The organism is Nodosilinea sp. FACHB-131, assembly GCF_014695395.1.
Lineage (GTDB): Bacteria > Cyanobacteriota > Cyanobacteriia > Phormidesmidales > Phormidesmidaceae > Nodosilinea.
Map to the genome: position 1 here is coordinate 26055 of NZ_JACJOF010000042.1, position 26087 is coordinate 52141.

The window sequence follows — 26087 nt, forward strand, 5'->3', positions numbered from 1 at the left end:
ACTATGAGTGTGTTGGGTAACGTGTTGGGTGCCTGGAAAAGGTGTGTTGGTAAGAGGTCTCCTGTTGCTACCTGGCTCGGGTGTATCCCTTACAGAATGGCTCTTCCAACAACCCAACACAGAGTCTGACCAACAAGCTACCCAACAGGAGGGGCAAATTTCAGAGCGAATCGTTTCCCCTCTTCGAGCCAGATGGCAAGGTGATGAGTAACTAATTGATTAACTATTTCACGAATTTCGTTTGAGGAAAGGCGATCATAATCTTTTCCCCAGTTCTGCTGCACTTTGCGAATTTCTATTGGGGTATGAATCCCGTATTTCTTGAGGCAATAGGTGAAGAGATCACCTGTCACTGGGTGGTCGTGAAGTACTTCATAATTGGGCGTTAGTTCTATCGCCTCATCGTTGGGGATGTCTTCTCCAATTGGCGCTACCCAAGCACGGTTAAGTGTGTCTATCCAATCATCTCGATTGAAAGTTCCTTCAATTTCTTTTTTGAGTCTGTCGATGTGATCACCCTGGTCGAGGCGAATTGTGTGATCGTCATTTAGGGTATAGCCCAAGGCGCGCATTAGTTCTTCAAGTTGGTCGCGCAGTGCACCAGGCCGTACGGTATCGGGCAGTGCAACAGGCTGAAAATTAGCCTCGGTGTACTCGGTACCTGCTTGTTTGAACGTGGCTTTTTCTCCCCAGGTAAGCTCACCATCATCATCGGTTGTGCCTTCCAAGCGAATCACTGCTGCTGTGGTTTTGAGCGCTGAGAAGACCCCAGTATTAAGTGATTTCCCACCGGCGTTTCCTGCGGCTTCGCCGTGGAGGATGAGAATAGGAGCCCAGCCTTGCTTGCGTGCTGTTTGGTTAGCCCAGCCGATAAGCGAGTTTGAAAGTCCGTTTAACTCGGGATAGTTGGCAGTTTCCCACTTCCCTACTTCGTCAATGATGACGGTGCGGCGGCGTTTGCCTCCTTTTGTCCTGAATGGTTCATAGATGCGCCCCATAGTGTCGAGCACTTTCTCGCGAACGGCATTCATCCCCTCCCCTTTGGAAGTAGAGCCATAGAGGTCACCAAAGATCCAGGTGCCTTGAATCATATTGGCGTCAGTATCGGGGTCGATAATGATGGGAGCTTCCTCACGTTTGTAAATGGCTCGCAGTACTGCAATTGCCATGGCGATGGTGCTTTTCCCTGAGCCTGAAGGCCCGATAACAAGCACGACAAATGCTCCCATCATTTTTTTGAGCCAGGGGGCAGCTGCTAGGAGCTGGGCTACGTTATCGGCGAGCTCGCTTAAGGTGTTCTCGCTTAAATCCTCGATCGCAATTGGATGAGTATTTTTTCTGCCTAAGACAGGAAGGCTCGATGGAGCAAGGGATGTGGGGTGGCGCTCAGCGAGTGCCATTCCCCCTACTATCCCGCCACAGCCAATCACCGAAACTATGAGACCGAAGGCGTGTGCGGCCTTACTGTGGGCTGTAACCACTGCCCCATCGTTTTCGACTCCGAGCCCGTAAATCTCCCTCACCGTGGCAGCATCCACCGTTTTAGGACTTTGGATCATAAGCGTCATCCCGAGGAGGGCTGCTAAGGAGCCGCCGCCAAACAAGCTGCTGCTTAAGATCTTTTGCGTGTTGGAAGTGATAATCTTCATTACTTCATCACCTCCTGAATGACCTCTGCGGGGGTGGTCTCAGGAATGGACGTTGTAGGGACTCGCACTGGTGATTGTGCGCCAGGCAGATAGTACTCAACGTTTAAGACACCCTCCCGGAGGTTAGCGAGTGCCTGGAGCACCTCTGTTGCATCCTCATGCTGAGCTGAGAGAGGAAACATGGCGCGAACAGCAGCGTAGTAACGCGTAAGTCCCATCTGAATTTGGTAGATGGCAGGAAGGGGACGCCAATTGCCGTAGACGCCGTTACCAAGGCCTTCTGCAATGGTCACGTCCTTTCCCCCCGCAAACCCGATTGCGGCCCATTGGAGCCCCTCTGCTGCGTAGCGGAGGAGCACACACTGGTGGGGCTCTAAAATATCGCGGCAGTACTCAAGGTCAATTTGGGCGAGAGGATCAACGTTGACTAGGCGTCCCTCCTGCACCTCAGCTTTTGCGGCTGCAAGCAGTCTGAGCGACTCTTGGTTTAAAGGGTATTCAAGGACTGAGGCAGTTTCCTTGGCGATCCACGCATCGTAGTGGCCAAGCACTTCGCTTAAAGCTACGGCGTAGTCTTCTTCTGAATACTCCCCATCAGTACGCATCGATGCGAGCCGTTCGGCGACAGCGAGCGGATCATCAGCGGCAAAGTCGTATGCTTCAAACGCTGGTGGGGTAATAAGTCTCTTTTCAGCGCGATAGCCTGTGACAGCGGTCACCGCGACTACCGCAAGAAGAAGCATCGCCGAAATGGGAGCGAGACGGGCAAATGGGCTTAAGTTTCTGTACCACCGCAGCAGGTGAAAGGTCCCCTGCCGATGGTGTGGCTGTGTGAGGAGGGAGGGAGGAGGAGGAGGCATGGTGGCAAAAGCATCCTGCGATGCATGACTTTCTTTAAGGGGTGCAGCGACAATTAACTAGCAGCAGTAGCATTTAAGGTGTGCGTGCGTGTCTGTCACACTCCAGCGATGGCTTTTGCGGTTGAAAAGCCTGTGATGAGGGCGGTGCAGTCGATGACATCATCAAGGTTGATGCCAAACCCGGGTGAGTTCATATCAAATGCTCCAGGAGGGGCAGGCTCTTTTGCCTTCTGCTCTTTCCGGCGTTTGAGTTCAGCTCCGATAAGGGCTAGGTCAAGTTGCCCCACTTCGGCCTTCTCCAGAAAATCGCAGAACCTGACTACTTGGCGTTTGCGATTTTCTACAACCGCTCCTGCAAAGCTATTTAATCGATCGTCACTTGAGCGCATCAGGGCCTGGGCAATGTGCTCAAAATCTTTGTGAGCAGAAAGGGCGGTCATAAGGGGATCGCTTTCTGAGTCATCTGTCACAGCAGCGTTAGGGGTACTAAACCCCTTCCCTCCTTTGGATTGAGTGGTCTTATTGTGCTGGGCGTTTAACAGTTCTTTTTCTTGTGTAGTTAGAGGCATGGGTAATTCTCCAGAAAGTTTATAAGGCGTTCTTGGGCGAGGGTAGCGTTACGTTCTTGTTCGATCGCACGAGCGATGAACCAGATTTTTAGAACATCGCGTTCTGAGTACTTCCGGGGTTTTCCGGTGGGGTTCGGTGGAATAAGCGCAAGCGCCATCCACCGACTGAGCGTACTTTTGGTGATGCGGCGGCGAAGCCGCTTTGAGAGGGTGCGGATAAGCTCCTTGTACGAATAGGTAGGGGCTGTGGTGAGGGAGGAGGCTGTCGTCGTCCTTGTCATCTCCTTCTCCTTAGGGCAGAAGAGACTCTGTCGATTGAAAAGAGCGTGCGCGTCTTATGGGAAGGCCGGTTCTGCGGTTCCGCGACGGTTCTATGGAACCGGCTGATACGTTCCACAATAGCACAAGTTGTTCTGAATAAATTTAACTGAATGAAAAATTCAGTATGTTGATTTTTTGTGTAGGGAAAGAACCAGTGGTGCTTCTATGGCACAATTTGTACCGATATTCCCGCTCGTACACCGAAATTCTGTCTGTTTCTCCTTCATTGATACATGCATGGCTCGTCAAGTTCGGCTTAACTACATCTACGCAAGCTCTACGACCTGGGAGCGGTTTGACCTTGCCTGCGCTCAGTTAGGGTGGGCAAGGAAGTCACTCGTGCAGCAGTGCCTCCATGCGTTCTTTCACAAGCACCACAGCTTTTATCAAGAGGCGGCCATCGCCGATGCTGCGGCGCGGGAGATGGATGAAGCAGAGTACTACCGTATTCTGCGGGATGGCTCTGAGGAGGAGCTTCAGCGGTATACCTTAGGACGGCCCGGGTTTGGGGTGACGCCGCTGGATCCGGTGCCGTTTAATCCATCCGGTACCGCTATTCAGCGAACCTACAACGTCATCACTATCAGTAACTACAACGCTGTGCTCTTAAAAGTGGCGCGTATTGTAGACACCGGCCCTATGGTGCAGCTAGTAAGCCGAATCATTGAGCAGCATTTTGAAGCGTACTGGGAGAAGAACTACCTTCCTCAAATTGAGCGAGACACGAACTGTTCTTTTCGTTGAATGTCTATTCCGTTGTTGTTTCTGTTAGAGGCTATCTCACATGCAATCATCTACAGCCCCATCTCCCGCTACCTTGACTTCCGAGCGTGTACAGCTTGCCGTTGACGCGATTCTTTCGACACTTGGTGAGCCAAAGACCGCGCTCCATCGCGAAGCCTTAGAGGCCTTCCAACGCGAAGACTATCAAACCAACAAACGATTGGCCGCTACCAACCTTGGTGATTTCTACTGTAAGTCGCTTGGATACTTGGGTTCAGCGTTTAAACTTACTCCAAATACAGACACCATTCTGGCTGAGTCAGCCCGGGCAGCGGCGGACTTTGCTCGGGAGCGCATACTTGCTGAGCTGGGCGGGGCTATTGCCCAGGCGCTGGGGTAATAATAGGCGCATGTAAACGGACTGTTGTCCTTTTTGTGGTTCACAAATGACCATAATCCACCTTTAAAGGCTTTTTTGCCGAACGTCTCGTTTCTGAAGCAAAGGTGAAACAACTGCGCCGTTGCTATTCCGGATCTTTCTCACCAGCGCATGACTACGCTGGGTGAGGAAGTGTCTCAACGCAGCTGCTTTAGCTATCCAGAACCAATCGCTTAAGGTTCTCCGCTGCGGTTGAAATGATCTGCAACTTGGCTGCGGCCTCTTCAGGATCCTCGATCTTTTGTATTGCTCTCTTCGCGTACCACATACTTACCCCAAGCGTCGCCGCAGAACATGTCAGGCCAAACCACCTCAGCGCAGCTCGTGCGGTCCGTATCTCGTCATCTGAAACGTCCATCGAACTCAGCTGCTTTGGGTGCATGAGCCGATTGCGGACCGTGACTGAACTCTTTAGGTCGCCCCATTCGTGGTCGCTAACACGTAGAACTGGCTCATAATCGAAAGCCCTCGCGTGGCATCCGAATGCAAAGAGGAGGTTTGGCACGAAGCGTAGGTTCGCGGGAAGTTCTTGGATAACACCCCGCCCATCTATGCTCGGAGCAACCTCTGCCAGGACGTTCAGCTCCGACGCGGTAAAAACAACGGAGGCATCATCCTTGTACTGCTGCTGCTCGATCGCCTCCTGCTTAAACAGCCACACAGCCCCTTCGATACACGCAAACATCGCGCGGATGTACTGACGCCTCTGCGTTGCAGATGTCACGATGCCAGACTGCGCGTTGCACGCATGCACGTCATTCCACAGAAGTGATAGGAATGACTCGCGTTCCGTCGGGACGAAGAGGTCGCTGTCCTGGTTTGAATGCATGTCTCGATTGGGAAAGAATGATCACTTGGTTAGGGAACGAGAAATGTCTTCCTATCTGTTGATCTTATGACATGGGATTGCAGGACAGATCTCTTTTTAGCCTACGCTATGGGAGCTGTTTTACAGCCTCCTCGGTCTCTAAAACAGCCTTGTGGCTCCTTGCCTTGCCTCGTTGCGCTTAGTCAAAAGCGGAGCAATCAGGGGTGGGAAACAAGCTATGCTAACAATTCCGATTTTAGGCACTGGGTTAGTGCCATTGTTGATTAGATGCAATCGAAATGGATTCTAGGGAATGGCTCGCTGATTGAGCAATGTATGTCGGCGATGACAACAACAACAATGGGTTTAAGAGGTCGTTTGAAAAGTCGGCTAAGTAGTAAAAAAGCTCACACGGTCTAGGCTGAGATTACTAAGACTACAGCCCCGTGAGAGCGATGAGTAAAGCCTACACCAGCAATTTAACCCGTGACCAGTTTGAGTTGGAGCCCTTGCTGCCAGGGGCAAAGCCGGGGGGACGCCCGCGAAGTATCTGTATGTGGGCTGTGCTGAACGCCATCTTCTATCTGGTGGCTCAGGGATGTAGTTGGCGGGATTTGCCCGGTGACTTTCCAGCTTGGCAAACGGTGTACACCTACTACCGCAGTTGGGTTAAAGACGGTAGCTGGGACATGCTTCATCAGCGCCTACGAGGGTGGACCCGTACCGCCGCTGACCGACCGGAAAGTCCATCAGAAGTGATCCTCGATAGCCAAAGCATCCCTACTGCACCGATGGTGCATCGCTCGGTTGGCTACGACGTCGCCAAAGCGACCAAAGGACGAAAGCGGCATCTCGTGGTCGATACCTTGGGCTTGATGATGGCGGTTGTAGTCACGGCAGCCAGTGTCCCCGAACGGGCTGGCGGTCAACAGGCGCTGCAAAAGCTCCATCAGTTGGGTGAACAGGTCGCGCGGGTCTATCTCGTCTGGGTTGATGGCGGCTACAGCGGTCCCCGTTTTCTCCAATGGGTCATGGACACCTTGGGCTGGATTGTCCAGGTCGTCTTGCGACCTGAGGAATCGAAGGGCTTCGTCTTGCTCAAAAAACGCTGGGTGGTTGAGCGCACCTTTGGCTGGTGGCGCTGGTCGCGTCGCCTCGTTCAGGACTATGAGCAGCTGCCTGAAAACGCCGAAGCAATGCTCCAAATTGCCATGATTCGCATCATGCTCAGGCGCTTGGCCTAATTCGCTACTCCCCTACACCTTTTCAAACGCCCTCTCAGAGGGGGTGCCGAAGTTGTGCAAATACGCAAGTTATGCTCCAACCTCATTTTTTATTTGCATAAATTGCCCCAAATTGCACGTTCGCTAATTTGAGGTCTATATGTAGAATTTGAAGTTGTGTCTGCGCTTCTCGACGGTTGGGTTTGAAATGAGTATTTCTCCTACTGCATCTGAAAACTTGACTGTCACTGGCTGTGATTCACCTAAACGACATGCATTGTAGTTCAGCTTAGTAAGTCCGAAGATGTCTTGCGCTACTCTCTCTATAATGGCATCGCCGTAGATGATGTCTATTTTCAGAGGAACGGGTGTTTCCCATCCATCGTATGTTGCTAGCCTTGTTTTGAAACCGCTAGCCCAAAGGAACCCAGAACGTTCGGAGTTTTTTAGGAAAGACCCTCTCAAGAGCGGAGTCTTTTGGTCACCATACAAACGTAAACCTCCCCTTCTTTCTCGCCTCACTCTAATTCCGCTGAGCTTAATCCCTGATGGACAGGCTTCCTTGTAGCCAGCGAACTCATCTGGACTGATATACGAACGTGAATGTAGAAAGATTTCTTTTAGCTCTTTCCCACCCAAGTCCTTATAGGTCTTTAATGTCCCTTCTAGTAACTTCTTAGCTGCTTGTCTAGATAGTTTAAACTGCTCCTTCTCTGATGAATACCATGGCCCAAAGTCGCCTAAAAAAACTATCCCATCACCGTTATTTAGAAACATCTGAGCCGCGCAACAAGCGGTTTTCTCATCCTCCGATCGTCTAAATGCAATTCCTATGTAGCAGACACCTTCTCTAGCGGTTACCAATCGCCAAGGCTTTCCACCACACTTGTAGTACAAGGCGGTAGAGATATTCCACATTCGATCTGATATAGGTGTTAGTTGTCTCTTTCCTTTCCTCGCCTTATCAGTTAGTTGTAGCGTTGATTCTCTAACAATTTGAATAGGAATTCCATATTCCATGGATCTCGCCTTTAGCTGTCTTCTGAAATCTGGTGAGAGATTGTAGACTTCTAGCGAAACATCAGAAAGTAGTTCCAGCTGACCTGTTTTTCTGGAGTTGATAGTCTTCCTCGATACCTTCTCTCCAGTTGCATCTTGTACTTTCGATTTGGGACGACAGTTCTTATAAACTTCGTCTGGAACGACACATATGGCAACATTTGGTGTTGGGTCAAGCTTACTACTAGCAAGCTTGATCTCGTTTAGATAGTAGTCAACAACAGCGTTTGCTCTTTGATATTGATCGTGTGTTCGAGAAGCCGACGATAGCTCAGAAGCGCTGATAGCTCTCGTCCAATTAGGTTTCTCTGGCCAAGGTTTCGCAAAGGCAGCTTCAAAGCCAGGATAGGGGGGCCAGAGCCTTAGATTTGCTTCCTTTCCTTCTTCGCGCAGGATAGCTGGCTGGTTAATTGCATCAAGCCATTGTTCTAGTAAGTCTAGTCCGTCGCCAGTCCCTATCGCTATGTACGACAGTCTAACAGAAGACGATTCATCAGCATCAAATGGCCCAAAAAGGGATAAGCCATCGTGAGGATCGCTTACTCTTTGACCATAGCGGAACTCGAGGCTAGGTTCGTCAAAAACGATTAGAGAGCCGATCATACTTCCTCCTCGCCGTCGTCGTCATACATAGTGTCAAGGACTTCCTTTCTTCCTTTTTTGAATTCATCAAAGAGGGATTGATTGACAGAAACTGATGTCTGAAATATCAGTGGTTCCGATTGCACTGCTATCGTATGTTGCGGTGATTTTCCAGTCGATATAAAACCATCTTCGTCAGCAAGGAACTGAAAGACAGCTAAAGTTCGATAGAGCCAATGATGGTTCCACCAGTTTTGGCATAGACGTTTTCGTCTAGAAGCTATTTCTCTTCCCGCCAAAGGGTTGCCTTCTGTATCAGTTAGTCGATATCGAATCGTCAGAACTAGCGAGAACTGATCAAAAAGGTCTTGTCGGATTTTGAAGCTAGGAGCTAGAAAGTAGCAAAATCGTTCTGATCCACTAGGTTTCCAGTACTTTTGCTCTCCACAGCACTGAACTCTAGATTTTGTGCCATCAAGCTTAATGAAGCGTAGGTTATTATTCTTGACTAAATTTTGTGGAAAGTATTGCAGGTCAGTCTCTGAGCAGTACTTCAATCCTTTCTGATAGCACTTGATGAAGATAGCTTTGCGGAGCAATTCAGAGATTACATATCCTGCTGGAGAACCGCTTATCTTAGAGTCTTTCGTCCATACGATAGGCTGGGTTCCTTCAATATTGAGTATGCTGCGAACATTCTCAGGGGGAGGCTGAAACGACAGTATTTCATTTCTGTTGAGTCGAAAAGCCCACTGCTCTTTGTAGTCGCTCAAATCCCTGTCTGCTATTTCGCTTGACAGCCGATACCGATAGATCGTTTGTGGAATTTTGACAATTTTTAAGCAGTTAGAAACTACTAGAGATGTTTTTTTAAAGTTCAGAAATGACTCGTCGGCGAAGTTAACTCTTGATGCACTTACTTTTCCGGTTGGCAGGTCACAAGCGCAACCAGTTTTTTCAACTTGTTGAATTAGTTCTTGCCAGCCTTGTGCCCAGTTTGCAAACAAAATGGGTTTAATTGGTGAAATCATGGTAGTGATAGCTTGAAAACTACTATCTTCTACACACAATGGTATAAAGAAATTTGTGTTTCTTTGTTTGCCAATGCTGATGGCTAAACTTCTTTGAATAATCAGTTCTGGTTCATTTTCAATAGATGCAGAATAGAGGCCGATAAGGCAACAACACCTTTCCCTAATAATCGTCTCAAAGTCCTCGAAGGGAGAAGCATCCTTCGGCAACCCAAGTTGAGGGCTCCAGATATCATAGCCTTCAACTATCAATTTCTGCGCAAGCCATTTAGCTAATACCTGATAAGCAGAGCTAAAGCTTATATAGATGTACTTGCTTCTTTCCTTATCTGCTAATCCTTTATCTACTTCTAGAAATTCTGGCGGAAAAATTGAGGGGTATTTTGTCTTAAGGTGAGAGTGTTTAGCATCCAGTATGGCACTGAACCATTCCATCTCTCTTATCTCAAGTTTCCAACCGTACTGCTCACCGATCTTCTCCACGGCTACATCTCTTTGAGTTGCTGATATCTTTGCCGTAGTTAAAAAGAATAGTACGTCGCATTTATGATTATGCTCATGGACTTTCTTCGCGTCTTGAGCAAGTTTTACCTGCCAATCGTCTCTGACACTATATGCGAAGACTGTCGAGATGCCGGTTGTTGTGCAGTTGTGAATAGCATCGCGGCCCTTGTCTTGGTAGCCCCCTAAAGGTTCTAGCAGTGGGTAACCTTCTAAAATCAGGAGACTATGACAGAGACGTTCGAATTCTTCATAATCTGAGAGCTCATCTAGACAATATCGCGTTAGGCTGGCTGCCATGCTTGAGATAAACTAAAGTAGTTATTATGCACTATAACTCCTAAGAACTTTAGCACCTTAAAAGCCCAACAGTATTTACAGCTATCTTCAGTCTTCTCCTTGGGATAGCTGTAAGCGTTGACGAGCCGTTGCGATCGCGGATTCGAGGTGATCATTTCCCTGCTGGGTCAGTACAACACCTCGATAACGTTTCGGCGATTGGCTCATAGATTGGGTTGGGTAGATGACGACGTCAGAAATCGGGAACTTAAAGGAAACTTTTCGGCAACTTCTCCAATAGTAGGCGATCTTCCCGCAGCCCGATTTTGACCTGTAACGCTTATTTGCAGTGAGCTGGGGAGAATCGTGCCAAAAATCCTCTCAACTTTCTCTTAAGCCGCCGAAGATCCCTTGAAGCAAACGTAATGTGCCTGAACAGTAAGCCTATCCACCGCATTCGCAGAGACATTCCATTAACTGCTCAACTCCTTTCCTTTTTCCAACAATGACTTCTGGCGTTGCTGATTCAGGGTATGAAGCGACGGCTCAAAGATTTGAAACTCATTCCGGATTTCGCAAATTCATACTGCCATTCAGCAACGCCGACTTCTCAACCTTCCAAGGTCGAGGCACCGTCAACCGCTTGGTGACAACCCAACATTCTGGACGAGTTCATTTTCAGGCTACCTACTAGCCAGCCTGCCTCTCCCCAACCACCACACTCAGCGAACTGCAACCCGGCGACCCGGTCGAAGTCGTCGGTCGAGAAGGACTGACACTCCTCGTTAAGCCCCTGCCCCAACGGAGGGAATCATCATGAGACACAACAGCCCCGTAACTGGCTGATACCGTTAGCCGCCTAAGCCTTGAAGTACTTTCTGCTGAGTCTGGCAGGCTGCACCATCGCCTACGTGGCCGCAGTGGTTCTGGAGATCAGCTTCGTCAGCATTGTCAGTTTGGAGCAGATTCTAGCCAGAGCATCCATTTTAGTTGTGTGCCTGATCGCGATCGCAGTGATCGCTAAATCCTTGCGGTACTGATTCTCCTTCCACGGCAAATCAAAGTTCTTGTACAGCCTGCTTTACAGGAGGTGTTTGAGGAATGGCTTCCAAAATTTGCCGCATTTCTTGGAAGCAGCGATGTCATTCGCTTGAATATGCTGAGCTTCAACCACTCTCACGGTATTCCCTTCAACCTGTCCCTGAATCCTCAAACCCCCATCCTCTAGAGATTCCAGCGAAAACTCCTGAGAAGTGGAATCGTTAGCTTGAGATATAGCGCTTACCCGAAAGCCGACAAACGCCAGCAGTTGTCTCTGTTCTCCCCGCCTGATGGTTGATAGCAAAGACCTGGAATGCGAGCGCCAACATATCCTGAGCCAACTCCAACTGAACTGTGAAATTTTCTTCCGCCCGAGGTATCAAAGCTGAATCTCGATCCTTAGCCTGCTTCACCAGATGCCGACACTGCTGAGCCGTCAGCAGATTCACCCATCGCAATAGCTCATCGTGCTCTGGGGCATGTTCAACACTCAGGTGTCGCTGCAAACCATTGAAGGAATAGGCTGCTCCCAACTTATACCCCGAAAACGCAACACCTTCCAGACCATAGCTGATGCCGTCGATTTGCTCCTTACGAGTATGAAGCTGCACTGAAATGTTCTCTGCTTTAAGCCGCGTCACCAGCATCAGCATCGAGGGTTGATCAGCAGTGTGTTGCTGGAGCGATCGCTACAGATTCTCCTTGGTCAATTCTTTGCCGGTACGTTCCTTCAGCCGATATTCCCCAGTGGTTAGGTTGTAGCGGTCTGGCTTAGCTCGCACCTGCATCTGTTTCAGCCCAAAGGTTGCTTCCAGTTCTCGCTCCAACTGCTTCAGCCGAATTTTGATGAAGGCATCATCGACCCACTTGGCGTACATATCGACGGCACTGGTGACAATGTGCCAATGCTGCACCTGATGGCGTCCCTGGCGATCGTGGTGCTCAACGATAAAGTATTGGCAATCCTGATGTCCCGTCTTCTCTAAAAGCGCTCTGGAAATGGCGCTGATTTCCCCTGGGCTCTTGTGCTCTTTCGGAGACAAGCTCACCGAGTAATGCACCATCGTCATCGACCGGCTTCAGAGGATTACCTTTGAGGAGCTGCTCCACATCCCTGGTGTAGGGCCAGCGAAGGCAGCTGGTATCGTAGCCGCAATTGAACTTGGAAAACGGGTGTTTTACCGAGCACCTTCTCACAAAACTGTGGTGGACGATCCAGCAATTGCAGTAGCAGCGCTTACCCCGTATCTCATGTGGGAGCCCAGAGAGCATTTTGCTGTGGTGTCTCAATGTGCGGCATCAGCTTCTCTCAACGAAAGTGCTCACTATAGGAACTGAGACAGAGACCCTTGCACAGCCGAGGGATATTTTTCAGGCTGCGCTTAAGGTTGGAGCAGCACGAATAATCGTTGCGCATAATCACCCTTCCGGGAGCCTTGAACCGAGCCCAGAGGACATGGCTCTCACTAGGCAACTTCTTCAAGGCGCAAACATTATTGGGGTGCCAGTGCTCGATCACCTTATTTTGGGTGGGGGCACGTATCGGAGCTTGAGGGAGACAACAAGATTGTGGCTTGAGGAAATGTAAGAGGGAGTGGGAGGAGCCGTAATCCATAATCTATTTTCTAGAAAATAGATTATGGAAAATTAAGTTCTATTTTCCTCTGCAAACTTCCTTAAGTTCATTGAGCTTAGCTCGTAGTTCGTCTATGTCGCCGATGTCAGTCCAATCGACTGGCATTGCTCGAAGTAGCTCGATGCCTGCTTGGATGATGACCTGTTTTTTGAGTTTTTTGCCGTGCTTGCGTCGGCCTTCTTTGACCACCTCATCAAGCCAGTCATTGATATCGCGTGTGACTTGAAGACCAATGGACTCCTTATCACTTCCTTCGACCCCCACCAAAAACTCAGGCATCGTTTCCTGCAAGGCAGGGGACTGTAGTGGTTTTTGGAGTTCACTTGGTTTAGCAATGGAGACGACCTTCTCCACTGGCTGCTCTGATTCCGGTTTTGGTTCGGGCTCAACCTGGACAGGTACCCTTTCCTCTGGATCCGTTGTTGGTGAGAACAGGCTAAGAGGGCTATCTCCTAACCCGGACCTTTTCTTGGCTGATTGTTTATCTGACACGCTTCATAACCTCCTCTGTTAGCTGCTGGTAGGCCATGGCTCCAGAGGAACCTGGAGCGTGGTCAAAGATCGAGGCCTGAAAGCTAGGAGCCTCTCGAATCTTGACCGTTTCAGGGATCACCGTTTCGAATAGGCGATCACCAAAATGTTTTTCGAGGGAATCGAGCACGTCTTTGGCGATATTGAGGCGGCTATCATAGCGAGTCGCTAACACTCCCAAAATCTCAATTGGATGTTCGAGGCGGTTTTGGATCAAGCCCAGGATTCTCTCAATGACAGGGATCCCTAAGAGGCCTAGGTAGCTCATATCGACTGGAACGAGCACCTGTTTAGCGGCCATGAGGGCGTTGACTGACAGAATGCCTACGTTTGGAGGGCAATCGGTCAAGATTACGTCATATTCATTGATGACTGAGGAAACAGCTCTTCTTAAGAGCACTTCGCGGCCATGAAGACCAGAGATGGGAATCTCCGCTTCAGCAAGGAGAATATTTGAGGGCACCACGTCAACCCCTGCTTCGGTCTTAACGATTGTGTTTTTGATAGAGGCTTTCTCTTGCAGTACCTCGTCAATACGGTGCTGTAGCTCGGCAATGTTAACGCCGAGAGCGACACCAGCGTGGCCTTGCGGGTCGATATCAACCAGGAGTACGCGCAGGTTGTGGAACCGGTGGATGCCAACGGCGAGGTTGTATGAAGTAGAAGTTTTTCCTACCCCACCTTTGGCATTAAAAACGGCAATGGTATGTGCTGGCACGGCCCTGCTCCTTAAGGAAGTGCGGTGGATAGAAGGCCAAACATAGGAATTATAAACTATAAAATAAACTCTACAACACAGAATATATTTTCTAGAAAATAGAAGTTGCGTAGACAGGGTATGGGCCGTACCTCATAGTGAGTGGCTGCAAGAGGTGTTTCCACTGACAGGTTCTTTCTGCAACGGGATCGCACTATGGCCCATAGAAGTCTCCTTCCTGACAGGCATCGCCAGCTTGACTTTTTTGTGTGTGACATCATCGATACTGCGCCAAAGGACGATCTCGGCAGTATGGAGCATCCGCTTTTTACGCTGGCGAAAAACCCTGATACGCGCATTCGGCTGTACGAGCACAATGGGAATACGGTCAAGATTGTGCCGAGCGTGCTTGGGCTTGCGACAATCTTCGACAAAGACATCCTGATTTATTGCGTGAGTCAGCTTACGGAGGCTATCAACCGAAAGCGTGACGTGAGTAGAACGGTCCGCCTCACTGCCTATGATTTTTTGGTTGCTACTAACCGCGATACCGGGGGAAGAAGCTATCAGCTTCTGGAGCAGGCCTTCCAGCGGCTTACGGGGACGAAGATTTTCACCAATATTGTGGTGGGTGGCCGCCGGTTCCGTGAGGGGTTTGGGTTAATCGAGAGTTACCGGATTATTGAGAAGAGTCCCAATCATGCTCGTATGGTGGCAGTTGAGGTGACTCTTTCAGAGTGGCTTTTTCAGGCAGTGTGCTCGCAAGAGGTGCTTACCCTGCACCGCGATTACTTCCGCCTGGGAAAAGGCTTAGAGAGGCGGTTGTATGAGCTTGCCCGCAAGCACTGCGGCAGCCAGCCACAGTGGAAGGTAGGACTCGCTCTTCTACACAAGAAATCTGGTTCTAGCTCCTCTCTCAAAGAGTTTCGGCGCATGGCGAGGAATATCTGTGAGGCCGACCATCTACCCGGTTATCTTCTTAGCTTTGATGAGCCATCCGATTCGGTGCTGTTTCAATGTAGAAGTGAGCGAGCGCAGGCAAGAGCTGCTATCAGACAGTTCCTCGACCTATAAGTAGGAAGGTAATAAGGGCAGTAAGGCATAGTTTCTATTTTCTAGAAAATTTATTCTATAAACTAGAAAATAATCAAAAGCCTCTGGTGTTGGGGCTCCCAGTTTACTGTGAGGTGCGGCAATCCTCGTACAGCAATGAACTAAACAAACTATTTTCTAGAAAATAGTTTGTATTATCTAGGTGAAAAGTTGGTTTTGGGCTTTATGTAGATGTGCTGCTCCCCTCGTTGTGGTGCAAGGAGCTGGCCCATCGGCAGGATCCTTTGGGCTGTGAATATCCTGTTGGTATCATGTGAACAACCTGTGGATTGTATCGGTATTTCACCCACCAATAAGCGCTCAAGCTTCGGTACTTCACCCACCGAAGGCGGTGGCTACTTCGGTATTTCACCCACCGGGAGTAATTTTTCTCAAAGTGATTATAGGTAGTTAGAGGTGATTTTGGATCCCTTAACTTCGCGCGCGCGTTTCTTTTAACTTATAAAACCTTTTAACTTCTTAGCTGGCTCCCCCTGAAGGCAAGGGATGCTCTCTTAGGCATGAAGGTGTGTCTGAATCACAGAAAGGCAGGCTTTTAAGGCGCTTAGTCTGTCTGTAGGGTTCAGCCAGGTCTGCAAGATAATATATTTTCTAGAAAATAGACTTTGGGAGAAACCCGATTGGGAGTGGCGGGGGCAAAAGCAACGCTTTAGATTTTGAACCTGGATTTCAGGAGAACCCCAACTGTACCCAATTGGACCAATTCGGGCTTTCTCAGAGGCGGGATTCTTCGGATCGGTATGGCTAACAGAATTCTTAGCCTCTATAAGGCTCTGTGGTCGTCGGTTTCCCCTGGGCCTAGGGGGAGAATAGGGGCAAAGGCTGGAAGCGATTCTAATGGCATTTGCGGACTCAGCACCCACTAGACCTTTTTGGACGCAAGACGAAGTTCTAATTGGTTAGAAAGGAAACAGGTATCCTAACTAGCTATTTTCTAGAAAATAGTTTCTATGAACTAAAAGAGGCTTAAGCTTTGACTCAATAGCCGCTCGCTTAAAGCCCATGGCGAAAATTAAATATTTTCTAGAAAATAGGAAATATTTAAAATTATGTTTTATCAGGGTGATCGATGCATTACTCAAAGCGAGACTTCCTTCGGCACGGTCTATTACCCGTAGGAGGAGGTGGTGGGAAGACTTTACTTGCTTCTATCGTTATCAGGGGAAGGCCTGCGGCCTTTCGTCTCTGGTTAATGGCACGAAGGAGTTCAAGTTTCTGGCGCACGACACCGGGGAATCGATAGAAGGGGAGAGATGCAAGTGCCTTTTCAAGAGGCTCTTTGCCGATAAGTGCCATGTTATGTAGCCGCTCTCTAGCTGCCTGCCAGACCCTACGCTCGACTTCTACAACGACTGTGCCCCGGGCGAGCCCAACTGAATACCCGCCGAAGTGAAGCGGAGATTCCCTAATATCTCTGGTTGTTATGCGGTCAAGTGAGTCTTGATAACCCTCGGTTGCGAGGAGCACGAATGTGTGGCCGAAACGCAGGTACTGGACAGAGGCGATACCCTTTTTTCGGCAGCGCATCCGAGTCGTGCGGCATGAGGTGACCCCGTAAGTGGCTTTCATTTTGGCGTCGATCGCCAACGTGTCTTTCTCCGGGGGAATGGTTCTTACCGCGTACCTAAACCACCCATGACGGACGTAGTCGATAGCGATGCGCCGGAGAAAATCGCCGAGGGTACGTGCTTCCATACAGCAGAGAGAGAGAGCCCCGTCAAATAAAGCATCACCAAAAGAGGGTTGGTTGATAGGCTCAACCAACCAAAAAGCCGTTATAGAACCTGTGGATGCCTACCCTTCAACGAACGAACTAACGAACAAACGATAGCCACACGCAGACCAGACTCAAGGCCTGCGGGCACACGTCCGTCCGGTCCGCATGTACGTTGTCGAGTGGACAAAGACTCGAACCTTTGCGTGCGTCGAGCCATCCGAATCCGCCATCCGGATCCACTTTCCTATAAGCAGTAACAAACCGCGTCTTTTCAATTAGTTAAAAAAACTAAAAGACAAGGTTTGTTTCCGTTTTGCTTTGCAAAACAACAGTTGTTTGAACTGTCTTGGTTGCTAGCTAATGAGCTGTCTTTTCGAGTTTCCGTTTTGCCATATGCTTTCCTTTGCAATAAGCATTGTTGTTAATGGCCGTGCTGGTTTACCAGGCACCCGTGTTTCAGAGCGCCTGGTAAGCCCAGAAGCGGCGAGATGAACTACCGATCGTGTGAGACCCCTCAGCGCTTTCGTAGTCTGTTTAAAAAGATGCGGCTACCACCCCGCATCCAGAATGCCGTTGGGAGCAGCCTACTCCCCCTCCGGCACGCCCCACGAGTTACGTGGGGCCATCTACTTGCGCCACGCTCCCAGACTTTGAGGTTTGACCGTTGGCCTGGCCTGGCCAACCTTTGCGGGAACCACCCGCCAGCCTCGAAGTCCTTCCCCAGTTCGTGTCAGTCTAAAATTCCACGTGAAGATCCTGTCGCTAGCGGATTACTATCCGCAGCAGTGTCGTGCTGGTGGCTTACCCACTCACCTTGCAGTTTTCGGGGGCAGAAAGCGGAAAGCTCCCCCTTACAAGCACGCACCGTTTTTGCAGTTCGGCATCAGCTTCTCACGCAGTTACCAGGAAGGGCATGGTTCATTTGTGTGAACTTGGTGCCCCTTTCACCGTTGAGCTTTTTAGCGGCTCTGATTTCCAGAGTCCCCGAAGTTACCATCCTCCGGTGGGCCACATCACTGTGCCCAGCCTCCCGGCCCTGGGATACGTTACGCGCCATTACAGCTCGTCCCGTATCACGGATTAGTCGGGTTAAAACCCGACGCACACCGGCGGCCCGATGTGGATTTCACCGCTTCGACTGCTATTCCCTACGACTCTTACCCCCCGAGAGGAGTGAAGCCTTCAGGTTGCCACGACCTTACGCACAAGCGACTACTACGACGTCGCTCTGACGCAAGGCATTCCCTGGTCGCCAACCTTCAAGAAACAACCGAAGGGAGGATCCCTTCCGCGAAAAAATCACCGAGTCGAATGGAAGGGTTACTTCTTACCGAAACATGAGCACTCGTTGCTCATATTCTCTCGCAAGAGATTAGTCTCCCAAGCCCTCGTTACGCACAGGCAAGCCCCTCTCGAGGCACCTGGCGCGAAGGTGCAGTGGGTTGTGGGTGGGTTAGTCCCACGCCCTTAGCCTTGGCTTGGTAATATTGTTGCCAAGGTTTACCGGGCTCCACCGTCACACGATCTGGTAGCTGAACTCGTTGCTCTGTTTAAGCGAACTGGTAGACACAGCCCCTAGCGAGGAACGGTACTCCATGGGGTTGAGGATTTACAGGAAAAAGTGACGAGATAATAGATAGTTGCAGACCGGGGGAGTGTGGGCTCAGAAGGCCTGTGTCGCTCAACAGTAGCGACGAGAGGGAGAGAGAAAGGCGGGGACACACCCGCGAAGAAAAAAAAGACAGCTCACGGGTATGTCCCCATGAACCGTAAAAAAAGCCAACCGGGGGAGACCTTAGCACGGAAGCTTAGGCGAGAGGAAGAAAAATAGTGAGCGCGATCAGTGGGATAAGGTTTGATTTAGATGGTAAAGGTGCGTTCTTTGATGAACGTACTGGGCGGGGGCCAAGGCGGCTTCGGGTTTAGAGTGTTCCACGCACTTTTGAAGGACGCGATCGCACGACGATTTTTGGAGTCGCGTTGGGGCTGCTAAGTCTTTGAAATAAAAGCTTTCCTGCATACTTCTGGGTCTTCTTAAGGAGGCTTTTCGGGGTGACATACCTGTGGAACACCCGTAGACTTTGCCGCAATAAATATTAGCTGGCTACCGATTCTTTGGTGAAGGTATGGATCCTGGCTTACGCGAAACGGCGCGTGCACTTCATTCGGCAGGAGTAACAACCCCGGAAATCTGCCAGCGTCTGGGGCTTGGCCTTGAGGCGGTGATGGTGATGCTCCTCCCGGCACCACCACCACCGACGGAGAGACGAAGGAACGTGCCTCAGGTCAAGCGTCCCGTCGGTCGCCCTCCCTGGAGCATAGAGAAAGAGGATGGGGTGCGGCTGCTTGGTCGGCTCGTGGGCCATGGTAGTAGTGGTAGCAGCACTCCTTCCATCTGGACTCTTCCCCAGTTGGTTACCGAACTTAGAGAGGTGCTGCCGGCTTATTCCCCTTCGGTAGATACGGTGCGGCGGGTGTTTCATCGGTTGGGGCTTACTTTTGAGGCGCAGGTGGAGGAACTCTGTTCCACAGGGCGATTGTTTCCTCGGTGTCGGAAGGGTCGGGGTCGGGAGCTCTTGTACCTGGTGACCCACCAAACGACCCGTCAGCTTGGGCTTGTCTCGCTGCTGCCCCCAGCGACAGTGGTGGTTGGCCTAACGCCTGGCAATCGGGTAGCGCTTGCAGTACGGATGCAGAGTCGGGTATCGCCCAAGTTTATCCGAGAATTTTTAGCTAGTCTCTCGGCCCTTCATCCGAACCGGCGGGTGGTTGGGATTATGGTTTGAGGGGTGGTGTTTGCAATTCGCGATTCGCGAATTGCAAATCGTCGGTAGTTAGGGTATTCCTACATCGATGGCTTCTAAGTCGGTACCCTTAAAACCCCAAGACGTTTTGCTGCTTCTAAAGCTCTTGGCTTGTCCGGAAGAGCAGTGTCGCATTATTGACCTTGCCCACGGAATTCAGGTGAGTGCCTCTGAAGTTTCTCATGGGTTGTCGCGGTTGCAGTCCTCCCGGCTTATCGCGGCTGAGACGCGAAAGCCTCTCGTGCTCAACGCCATTGAGTTTTTGGTTCATGGGCTCAAGTATGCTTTTCCCCCTCAGGTAGAAGCTGCGACTCGTGGGATCCCGACCGCCCACTCAGCTCCACCTCTTGTTGCATTGCTCACTATTCCTACAGCGGGTGATCACTATGTGTGGGCTCACGAGAGTGGGTCTATTAGGGGACATGCCTTACGGCCTCTTTACCCTAGCGTTCCTTCAGCAGCGCTTAGATGCTCGAAGCTCTATGAGCTACTGGCCCTTTGTGACGCGATTCGGATTGGGAGGGTGCGGGAGCGAAAGCTAGCAGAGCAGGAACTTAGATCGAGAATCCTTCAGGAACTGGCGGTGTGATGGATGATAGCGGCGCAATTGCAATGTTAGAAGAAGCATCCAGTGCGTTGGAGCCTCTCCTCAATCAGATCGCTTTTGTCGGTGGTGCAGTTGCAGCCCTTTACGTTGATGCAGCTGCTGCCATCCCCCTACGGCCCACTGAGGATGTTGATTGTGTTGTTGAGATCACTTCACTAGATCAGTATGCCGAGCTAGAGGAGGAGCTTCGGGGGTTGGGTCTGAGGCAGGATCACACGTCACCTTGCATCTGTCGTTGGCAAATTGGTGACTTGAAGATAGATGTGATGCCCACAAGTGGTCTGATACTTGGATTTGTTCATCAGTGGTATGTGCAAGGACTTCGTCTTAAAGAAGAGCGAGTTCTTCCGAGCGGTCGGAGTATTTTTGTTTTCCCTATCGCATGTTTTCTCGCGACCAAGTTTGCAGCCCTCAAGGATCGCGGAGGAAGCGATTGGCGTACCGCTCACGATCTTGAAGACATTCTCTTGGTGATTGAAGGATGTGTTGACCTAATCTCTAAGGTTGCCGTAGCTCCTGCCACGGTAAGGTCGTTCCTGGGGGAGCAGGCGAGAAGACTTATTGCAGATTCGGATTTTGAAGAGTTACTTATTTCTCATCTTGGTTGGGAAGGTAGTTCAGCTATCGGCAGGGTGAAAAGACTCCTTCTTGAGGTAGCGCAGCTTCGCTGACAACCAAAGATAACCCTCGTTCGACTGACCGACCGACCGAGGGGTGATCTAGACGGCCTCTCCACTCTTATCCAAATCGGCGGGTAGTGACGTTTCTTGCACACAGGGTTAGACAACTCACCTTTTTTCTTGAACCACCACTACACATTTCGTTATTTTCACTGCGCACCATATCGACACGGGTAGAAGTCGGCTTGTAGCTCCTTGGGCCAGGAGACCATGCAGGGTAGATAGCCCCACGGTTTTTTCCTGTCGAGGGTTTTTTACCTTCCGCATGGCGACCTCCTGCGGCGTTAGCAGGAATGTCCTTTGCGTGTAGAGAGGTTTATAGCCGATGGCGAATTCACCATATTCGCTGACTGAAGACGAGCTTTCGCAGTTCACTGGTACATCACAGTACTACCAGCACCCGTTAGGCGTGCTGTACACCGATGGTGTGCAGTACATGGCGGAGCGAGGCGGTGGGTACTGGATTATCGATGTGATTGCTGCCTGGCAGTTGCATCCGCAAGTGGCTCTCGATCCTATGCTCCAGCAGATTCAATTCTGGAAGCTCATCGTTCACGATGATGGTTCAGCTACCATGCTCTGTGAGCGAGATACCGATGACGTTGCGGTCTCTCAACGGATCCCACTTACGGATTTTCCGCTTAAGCGGCTTCGGCTCTACTTTCAGAATGGAGTAGTGCTACTCCCTTCGGAGTATTGAGCCAGTCAGTTAGAGAGAGTTATCTTCGTCATGCAGGTGGGAGGAGAGAAGGTTTTTCGCTGTTGCTACCCTGCATGATCTCCTGGTCTAAGGCTCGTTGTATCTGTCATCGATTGCAACCTGCTCGCCGGTAGTCGGGACTTCAAGCGCATCTTACTCAACACCGGCAAAATTACATTCCGCGCGAAGTAGAGCCCGAGTGCTTTTAGACCCTGGCAGGTAACCTCAATGGCTGCTACATCTTCTGCCTTAATAGCGGCGATAAACTTGCCGTTACTAGGGGATAGGAAGTTGCCTGTTTGCCGGCGTTCTAGGCGTGAGGCGCGCTAAGTTGCCCACTCGGTTGGTCACCACCAGCAATATCAGTCAGCGTTGTCAGCGTCAGCGTATCGGTAGCCTTTGAGGTCGGCCTTGTGTGCCTCAGCGGTGGGGTCATTCTTAATGAATCGCTTAAGCGTCGTTGAATTTTTCCACTCCTCATGAAGGCCGCCGAAATATTTCTCGAGCATTCCTTTGGATGTCTTCCTACACTCAAGCGCGGGGAGATGTCGGGTAACGAGCCGGTTCATTGAAGGGATAAAGAATCCCAATGCGGAATCTAGCTTTGGATCCGATATGTAGCAACGCATGCGAGGAAAATTGTCGGTTAAACGAACCCGAATAAGAGAATGTTGGGTATCGTCTTTAGCAATTTTTTTCCATTCCTGCATAATCTTGACGATAGAGGCGAGGGTACTTTCACATTCTTGCTCTACATCGCGAACGTTTATACCTAGCTCTTCAGCAAGTGTTTGACGGCGCTTTGAACTTGGATTGAAAAAAAGGATGCGCAGCGTGACTCCTCTCTCAAGGGTACTGATAAAAAGATCTGGGTTAGCCTTAAGAGATGTCTCAAGCGATGTGCCAAAAAACCACGATTCGTTCGTAGCACTATTGAGAATTTTTTTCACTAACTCGATAGGGTTCGGCTCATTGTGAACTTTTATAAGTCCGGCAGATGAGGTGTTTGGCGTGTTAGTTTGCTTTGTTGCAGATGCAGGAATAGGTTTCTCGTCTTCTTCAAGGTCCGTTGTCCATACATCGAAAGATGTTTCCATAATGAGGAGACAAAGAATTTCTAGGGTCTTTTTGGAAAATGTGAGAGATTTTGAGCTGAGGAAGTTTTTAAAGTTTTGCTTCTCTGGAAGCTCAAATCCTTGTCGAAGCAAAGCAGGAATCTCCTCCCATGTCGATTCAACTTTGTCTTTGTACTGTAGATTACCGTCTTCGTAGAATTTGGCTTCAAAAATATCTCTTAAAGAAATGTACGTTTTTTCCGGAAGACGGTATCGGTTAGTCATGTATGGGATTTTTAAGAAGAAGTAATTTTGAAGGGCTAAATAGGGGTAAAACAGGGGGCAATTAGCCCAACGTAACATTGGAAAAAATTTGCTATTGCTCTGGTTTAAGCGCCTTTACCGAAAATTTACCTATAGGTATTGCGAGGCAGGGGTAATTTTTCCTTGAGCAACAGCGGTTAGTTCCTCCGTACTAAATGTGTCTGGTAAGCTAAATCACAACGCGAGATGGTGTGAGGCGTATCGCCAATCTCGACGTGTTGAATCAGGGTCATAGATAGACAAGCACACCAACGTTTGGAGAGCTGTTTATGCTTCAATTCCTAGACCATTTTGAATTGATGGTGGTAGTTGTACCAATTGGATTAGTTACGCTGCGCCAGGAACTGCGGATTTCAAAGCTGTTAAAACTTATAGCTGCCCTTCCTAGGCCTGTGTCTCCACAAAATGAGATGACGCAGCAGCTAGAACCTGAGGACCGAGTTGCGGTTTTTATTGATGGCCCAAACATGCTTGGAGCAAGTTATGAGTTTGATGTTTGCATCCACTATGGTGCACTTCTCGGGCTTATAAATTGTCGGTCGGAATATATCGTGAGGTCAGCCTTCTATACCCCGTCAATAGTTGGAAATGCTGGGCACGATACCTTTGTCCGCAGCCTTATAACAAAAGGATTTGAGGTTGGTCAGCCTTTGGCTGGACCCTCAAAGCATGGCAAGAAGCACCCCGACGTGGATTGTCAGCTTTTGTCTGACCTCCTTATCCATGCCGACATGTTTGATACTTGCATTCTTTTGAGTGGCGACATCGATTACCTCCCTGCGTTACGCCATTTGCGATCTAAAGGTAAGCGCATTGAAGTGTGGGGATTTCACGAGCGTACTGCCTGTGAAATGAGACAGGTCGCACATACATTTATCGATCTACAGACCCTTGAGGATGTTTGTAGGCCACGGCAGCAACATCACTAGAGCAAGGAATAGTTATCTAGAGATTTCGAGTTGTCATCAGGTAGTGGTGGTCCTGCTGTTCACAGGGCTTTCGAGGGGGGATCGATCGTTTGTAGAAACTTTAAGCCCCCTTTCTCTCACCTGGTGTAGTCAGAAGTTTGTTGTAAACGTCCGAGTTCGATTGTGTAGCCAAAAGGTGAGCATCTATGGCGAAGAAGAAGGATTCAAATAGTGGCAATAATGGCAGGGTGAGTAAGCCTGCAACAGAAAGCTTTTGGATTGAGAGTGAGCCCAGAGCGGATCGTCACGAACAAACTGGTGGAGCGCACGCCCGACAACGTGGCACCGCCCACGTTGATAAGCCTGAGACTGCACCGTGGTGGAAGGTATGCCTCATTCTTGACGGGGCCGATCTCCACGGACCTGCTGCAAGTAGCATGACCAAGCGTATGGCATCACTGACGGCATTCGCCGGGATGTTTGCTCAGATTATTAACCTCGTTACCGGCTGGCCCTTTGCGGTTGTGGTCGTAGACGGCGCTTTCCAAGGGGCGGTGCTGTCGCTCCTGATTTACGGGGTGTCGAATATCTTTCAGAAGCAGGCGGCAATGAAGCCGTTTGAAAGAAACGCTTGGGCAAACATAGCAGGAGTCTCCTATGCCGTAGTGAGCCTTGGGTGGAGTATCCCAGGTCCCATTGGGGTGGGCCTTGTACAGTATGACGAGGATATTCAGAATCAGTATGCCGAGCGAATCACGTTCGAGCAGGCGCTGTCTCCTTACCAGGTAGAGCTTAATGAGGCAGCACTTAAAGGTTCGTATGCTGAAGAGATTCAGGGCCAGTGCGATGAGAAGGTGAAAAGCTTTGAGGAAAAAAAGCGGACTGGGGATCCGTCTTACCACAACGCTCACTTAGAAGCTTATGGGCCGTACGACACCGTCATCACCCCAGAGTACTGGAATCGTTTTCCGGTGGAGGCACTACCCTTGTGCCCGAAAGCGGGTCGGCTCCGGAGTGAGGCTCAAACAATGAAGGAAGGCGCCGAAACTGCTCTCGGAGAGGCGAAGGCGGCGATTCAGACGAAGTATGGGGAGAGCTTTGTTGCATACCTCAAGGCTGAGCAGCCAACCTTGTATGAAGCGTACTTTTATCCAAAAAGTGGGCGCATGCGGTTTCGGCGGGAGGAGTTAAATGAGCTTGCTGCGTTAATAGAGAATGGTGAACCGGGAGTGCAGGCCACGCTGTGGAGCGCCGGGATGTTGAGTGGTGTGACAAGCCTTGCTTCAGTGTTAATGACCTGCGCACTCGCTGTGCTCCCTGCAGTTAAGGTGAGCTGGCGCTCGAAAACAGCCCTCAAGTACCAAGAGCGTTTAGCTGAACAACAACAACTTCGCCGTCGTGATGAACAGCAGCATGGAGGAGGTAACTTCCATGACTAATAATGGATTCGCGCAGAGGCATGATACCGACGAAGACGGCGCTCCAAAATGGCTTCGCGAAGACGCGTTCCTGGAGGAGATGGTTGATGGTGAGATTGAGGCCGATGCTCGCGCCAGTAGTGACTTTAATGTCGCTCAGTGGATGGGTGAATCATCGCACCCGGCATTTGATGCCTTGGTTGAGCAGTCAGCCCACGAGGGGCCTCTGGTGTATCTGGAGGCGGTTCGGGGCGGCATTGCCTATCAGGTTGCTACGGCCTGTGAGGTGCTCCTTGCGCTTCGGGTGACTGAGGACAAGGGAAAGCAATTGAATGACTATGCCCGGTTTGCATATGCGCGTGATGCTCTCTTGTGGGTGTTCCATAGTCATTTCCCAAAACCGCCGTTTATGGCTCTCCGGCGGATAGTTCCCATTCGTCGTAGCCTTTTTTGGGTTGTATGGACTCGGACTGGGTTTACGTGGAGCTCTGTCGAACAGGCAGTGTACGTACTTATCGCCGACACTGCCTCGGTGAAAAAATATCTGGTTGAAATTGAACTCCTGCCGCCGCTTCAAAGGCGGCAATACTTAGCTCGGTTCTATCGATGGCTCATTGTTGATCGGTGTCGGCGCGTGAAGCGTGCTCGCTATCTTCAAGCGCTTAACCGCCTTCATTTTGCAACCGATGACGTGGGTGCGTTTCTCACAAGCTATCTCGATCACCACCTTTTGAATTTGGCTGTCCGAAGAGACTTCGATGAGCCGCCTACCTTCGATTGATTTCCATTCTTTGTGAACGCTGGTTTTTGCT

The 26087-nt window shown here is 50.1% G+C and carries 22 protein-coding genes and 1 pseudogene; 12 read left to right on the forward strand and 11 right to left on the reverse strand.

The features are described from left to right. Positions 1 to 137 precede the first annotated feature (137 nt). From H6F75_RS26890 to H6F75_RS26900, 3 genes are all read right to left on the reverse strand, one after another. Positions 138 to 1649, reverse strand: coding sequence for an AAA family ATPase (locus H6F75_RS26890; protein WP_190756345.1), 1512 nt, complete (start codon positions 1647 to 1649; stop codon positions 138 to 140). Further along, entirely contained in the window at positions 1649 to 2392 is a 744-nt protein-coding gene (locus H6F75_RS26895; protein WP_190756347.1) for a hypothetical protein, read from the reverse strand. Before H6F75_RS26895 ends, H6F75_RS26890 begins: the two co-directional genes overlap by 1 nt. A gap of 212 nt (positions 2393 to 2604) precedes the next feature. Next, positions 2605 to 3078: a hypothetical protein gene (locus H6F75_RS26900; RefSeq protein ID WP_190756349.1), complete on the reverse strand. Its 474-nt coding sequence runs from the start codon at positions 3076 to 3078 to the stop codon at positions 2605 to 2607. 558 nt (positions 3079 to 3636) lie between these two features. Here H6F75_RS26900 and H6F75_RS26905 point away from each other — a divergent pair. Further along, on the forward strand, positions 3637 to 4143 hold the full coding sequence (locus H6F75_RS26905) for a hypothetical protein (protein WP_190756351.1): 507 nt from the start codon (positions 3637 to 3639) through the stop codon (positions 4141 to 4143). A 73-nt stretch (positions 4144 to 4216) separates the two neighbouring features. Continuing rightward, positions 4217 to 4522, forward strand: a complete 306-nt coding sequence (locus H6F75_RS26910) for a hypothetical protein (RefSeq protein ID WP_242020383.1) — start codon at positions 4217 to 4219, stop codon at positions 4520 to 4522. 190 nt (positions 4523 to 4712) lie between these two features. On the opposite strand, the gene H6F75_RS26915 is transcribed toward H6F75_RS26910, so the two are convergent. Next, positions 4713 to 5285, reverse strand: a complete 573-nt coding sequence (locus tag H6F75_RS26915) for a hypothetical protein (protein WP_206754707.1) — start codon at positions 5283 to 5285, stop codon at positions 4713 to 4715. Between the two features lie 539 nt (positions 5286 to 5824). On the opposite strand from H6F75_RS26915, the gene H6F75_RS26920 reads away from it, so the two are divergent. Further along, positions 5825 to 6613 (forward strand): IS5 family transposase, encoded by a 789-nt coding sequence (locus H6F75_RS26920; protein WP_190756357.1) that lies wholly within the window; start codon positions 5825 to 5827, stop codon positions 6611 to 6613. A gap of 135 nt (positions 6614 to 6748) precedes the next feature. Here H6F75_RS26920 and H6F75_RS26925 read toward each other — a convergent pair whose 3' ends face one another. Together H6F75_RS26925 and H6F75_RS26930 are read right to left on the reverse strand one after the other, a co-directional pair. Then, positions 6749 to 8254 (reverse strand): hypothetical protein, encoded by a 1506-nt coding sequence (locus H6F75_RS26925; protein WP_190756359.1) that lies wholly within the window; start codon positions 8252 to 8254, stop codon positions 6749 to 6751. After that, positions 8251 to 10065, reverse strand: a complete 1815-nt coding sequence (locus tag H6F75_RS26930) for a TIR domain-containing protein (RefSeq protein WP_190756361.1) — start codon at positions 10063 to 10065, stop codon at positions 8251 to 8253. Before H6F75_RS26930 ends, H6F75_RS26925 begins: the two co-directional genes overlap by 4 nt. Positions 10066 to 10910: 845 nt before the next feature. Here H6F75_RS26930 and H6F75_RS26935 point away from each other — a divergent pair. Next, positions 10911 to 11084: a hypothetical protein gene (locus H6F75_RS26935; RefSeq protein ID WP_190756363.1), complete on the forward strand. Its 174-nt coding sequence runs from the start codon at positions 10911 to 10913 to the stop codon at positions 11082 to 11084. Between the two features lie 222 nt (positions 11085 to 11306). On the opposite strand, the gene H6F75_RS28345 is transcribed toward H6F75_RS26935, so the two are convergent. Both H6F75_RS28345 and H6F75_RS28350 read right to left on the reverse strand, forming a co-directional pair. Next, positions 11307 to 11738, reverse strand: a complete 432-nt coding sequence (locus H6F75_RS28345) for a hypothetical protein (RefSeq protein WP_242020384.1) — start codon at positions 11736 to 11738, stop codon at positions 11307 to 11309. A gap of 36 nt (positions 11739 to 11774) precedes the next feature. Beyond that, positions 11775 to 12155, reverse strand: coding sequence for a relaxase/mobilization nuclease domain-containing protein (locus H6F75_RS28350; RefSeq protein ID WP_242020385.1), 381 nt, complete (start codon positions 12153 to 12155; stop codon positions 11775 to 11777). A gap of 7 nt (positions 12156 to 12162) precedes the next feature. On the opposite strand from H6F75_RS28350, the pseudogene radC reads away from it, so the two are divergent. Beyond that, positions 12163 to 12673: pseudogene (gene radC, locus H6F75_RS28935) on the forward strand (DNA repair protein RadC); the annotation flags it as partial. A 66-nt stretch (positions 12674 to 12739) separates the two neighbouring features. On the opposite strand, the gene H6F75_RS26950 reads toward radC, so the two are convergent. Together H6F75_RS26950 and H6F75_RS26955 are read right to left on the reverse strand one after the other, a co-directional pair. Then, on the reverse strand, positions 12740 to 13213 hold the full coding sequence (locus H6F75_RS26950; protein WP_190756365.1) for a hypothetical protein: 474 nt from the start codon (positions 13211 to 13213) through the stop codon (positions 12740 to 12742). Next, positions 13203 to 13970: a ParA family protein gene (locus tag H6F75_RS26955; RefSeq protein WP_190756367.1), complete on the reverse strand. Its 768-nt coding sequence runs from the start codon at positions 13968 to 13970 to the stop codon at positions 13203 to 13205. Before H6F75_RS26955 ends, H6F75_RS26950 begins: the two co-directional genes overlap by 11 nt. Positions 13971 to 14165: 195 nt before the next feature. Here H6F75_RS26955 and H6F75_RS26960 point away from each other — a divergent pair, with 195 nt between their 5' ends. The 4 genes from H6F75_RS26960 to H6F75_RS26975 all read left to right on the forward strand — a co-directional run bounded on the left by H6F75_RS26960 (position 14166) and on the right by H6F75_RS26975 (position 21570). Further along, positions 14166 to 15023 (forward strand): replication initiator protein A, encoded by an 858-nt coding sequence (locus H6F75_RS26960; RefSeq protein ID WP_190632214.1) that lies wholly within the window; start codon positions 14166 to 14168, stop codon positions 15021 to 15023. Between the two features lie 4032 nt (positions 15024 to 19055). Beyond that, positions 19056 to 19565: a hypothetical protein gene (locus H6F75_RS26965; RefSeq protein ID WP_190756369.1), complete on the forward strand. Its 510-nt coding sequence runs from the start codon at positions 19056 to 19058 to the stop codon at positions 19563 to 19565. A 606-nt stretch (positions 19566 to 20171) separates the two neighbouring features. Continuing rightward, positions 20172 to 20861: a hypothetical protein gene (locus H6F75_RS26970; protein WP_190756371.1), complete on the forward strand. Its 690-nt coding sequence runs from the start codon at positions 20172 to 20174 to the stop codon at positions 20859 to 20861. A 334-nt stretch (positions 20862 to 21195) separates the two neighbouring features. Then, on the forward strand, positions 21196 to 21570 hold the full coding sequence (locus H6F75_RS26975) for a DUF6876 family protein (RefSeq protein WP_190756373.1): 375 nt from the start codon (positions 21196 to 21198) through the stop codon (positions 21568 to 21570). A 362-nt stretch (positions 21571 to 21932) separates the two neighbouring features. Here H6F75_RS26975 and H6F75_RS26980 read toward each other — a convergent pair whose 3' ends face one another. Next, positions 21933 to 22910, reverse strand: coding sequence for a hypothetical protein (locus H6F75_RS26980; RefSeq protein ID WP_190756375.1), 978 nt, complete (start codon positions 22908 to 22910; stop codon positions 21933 to 21935). 308 nt (positions 22911 to 23218) lie between these two features. Here H6F75_RS26980 and H6F75_RS26985 point away from each other — a divergent pair, with 308 nt between their 5' ends. The 3 genes from H6F75_RS26985 (at position 23219) to H6F75_RS26995 (ending at position 26056) form a co-directional block, all read left to right on the forward strand. After that, positions 23219 to 23878, forward strand: coding sequence for an NYN domain-containing protein (locus H6F75_RS26985; RefSeq protein ID WP_190756377.1), 660 nt, complete (start codon positions 23219 to 23221; stop codon positions 23876 to 23878). Between the two features lie 185 nt (positions 23879 to 24063). Next, positions 24064 to 25296 carry a hypothetical protein gene (locus H6F75_RS26990; protein WP_190756379.1) on the forward strand — a complete coding sequence of 411 codons (1233 nt, stop codon included), beginning with the start codon at positions 24064 to 24066 and terminating at the stop codon, positions 25294 to 25296. Next, complete coding sequence (locus H6F75_RS26995; protein WP_190756381.1) at positions 25289 to 26056, forward strand: hypothetical protein; 768 nt, start codon at positions 25289 to 25291, stop codon at positions 26054 to 26056. The genes H6F75_RS26990 and H6F75_RS26995 overlap by 8 nt, the downstream gene beginning before the upstream one ends. The last annotated feature ends 31 nt before the right edge of the window (positions 26057 to 26087 follow it).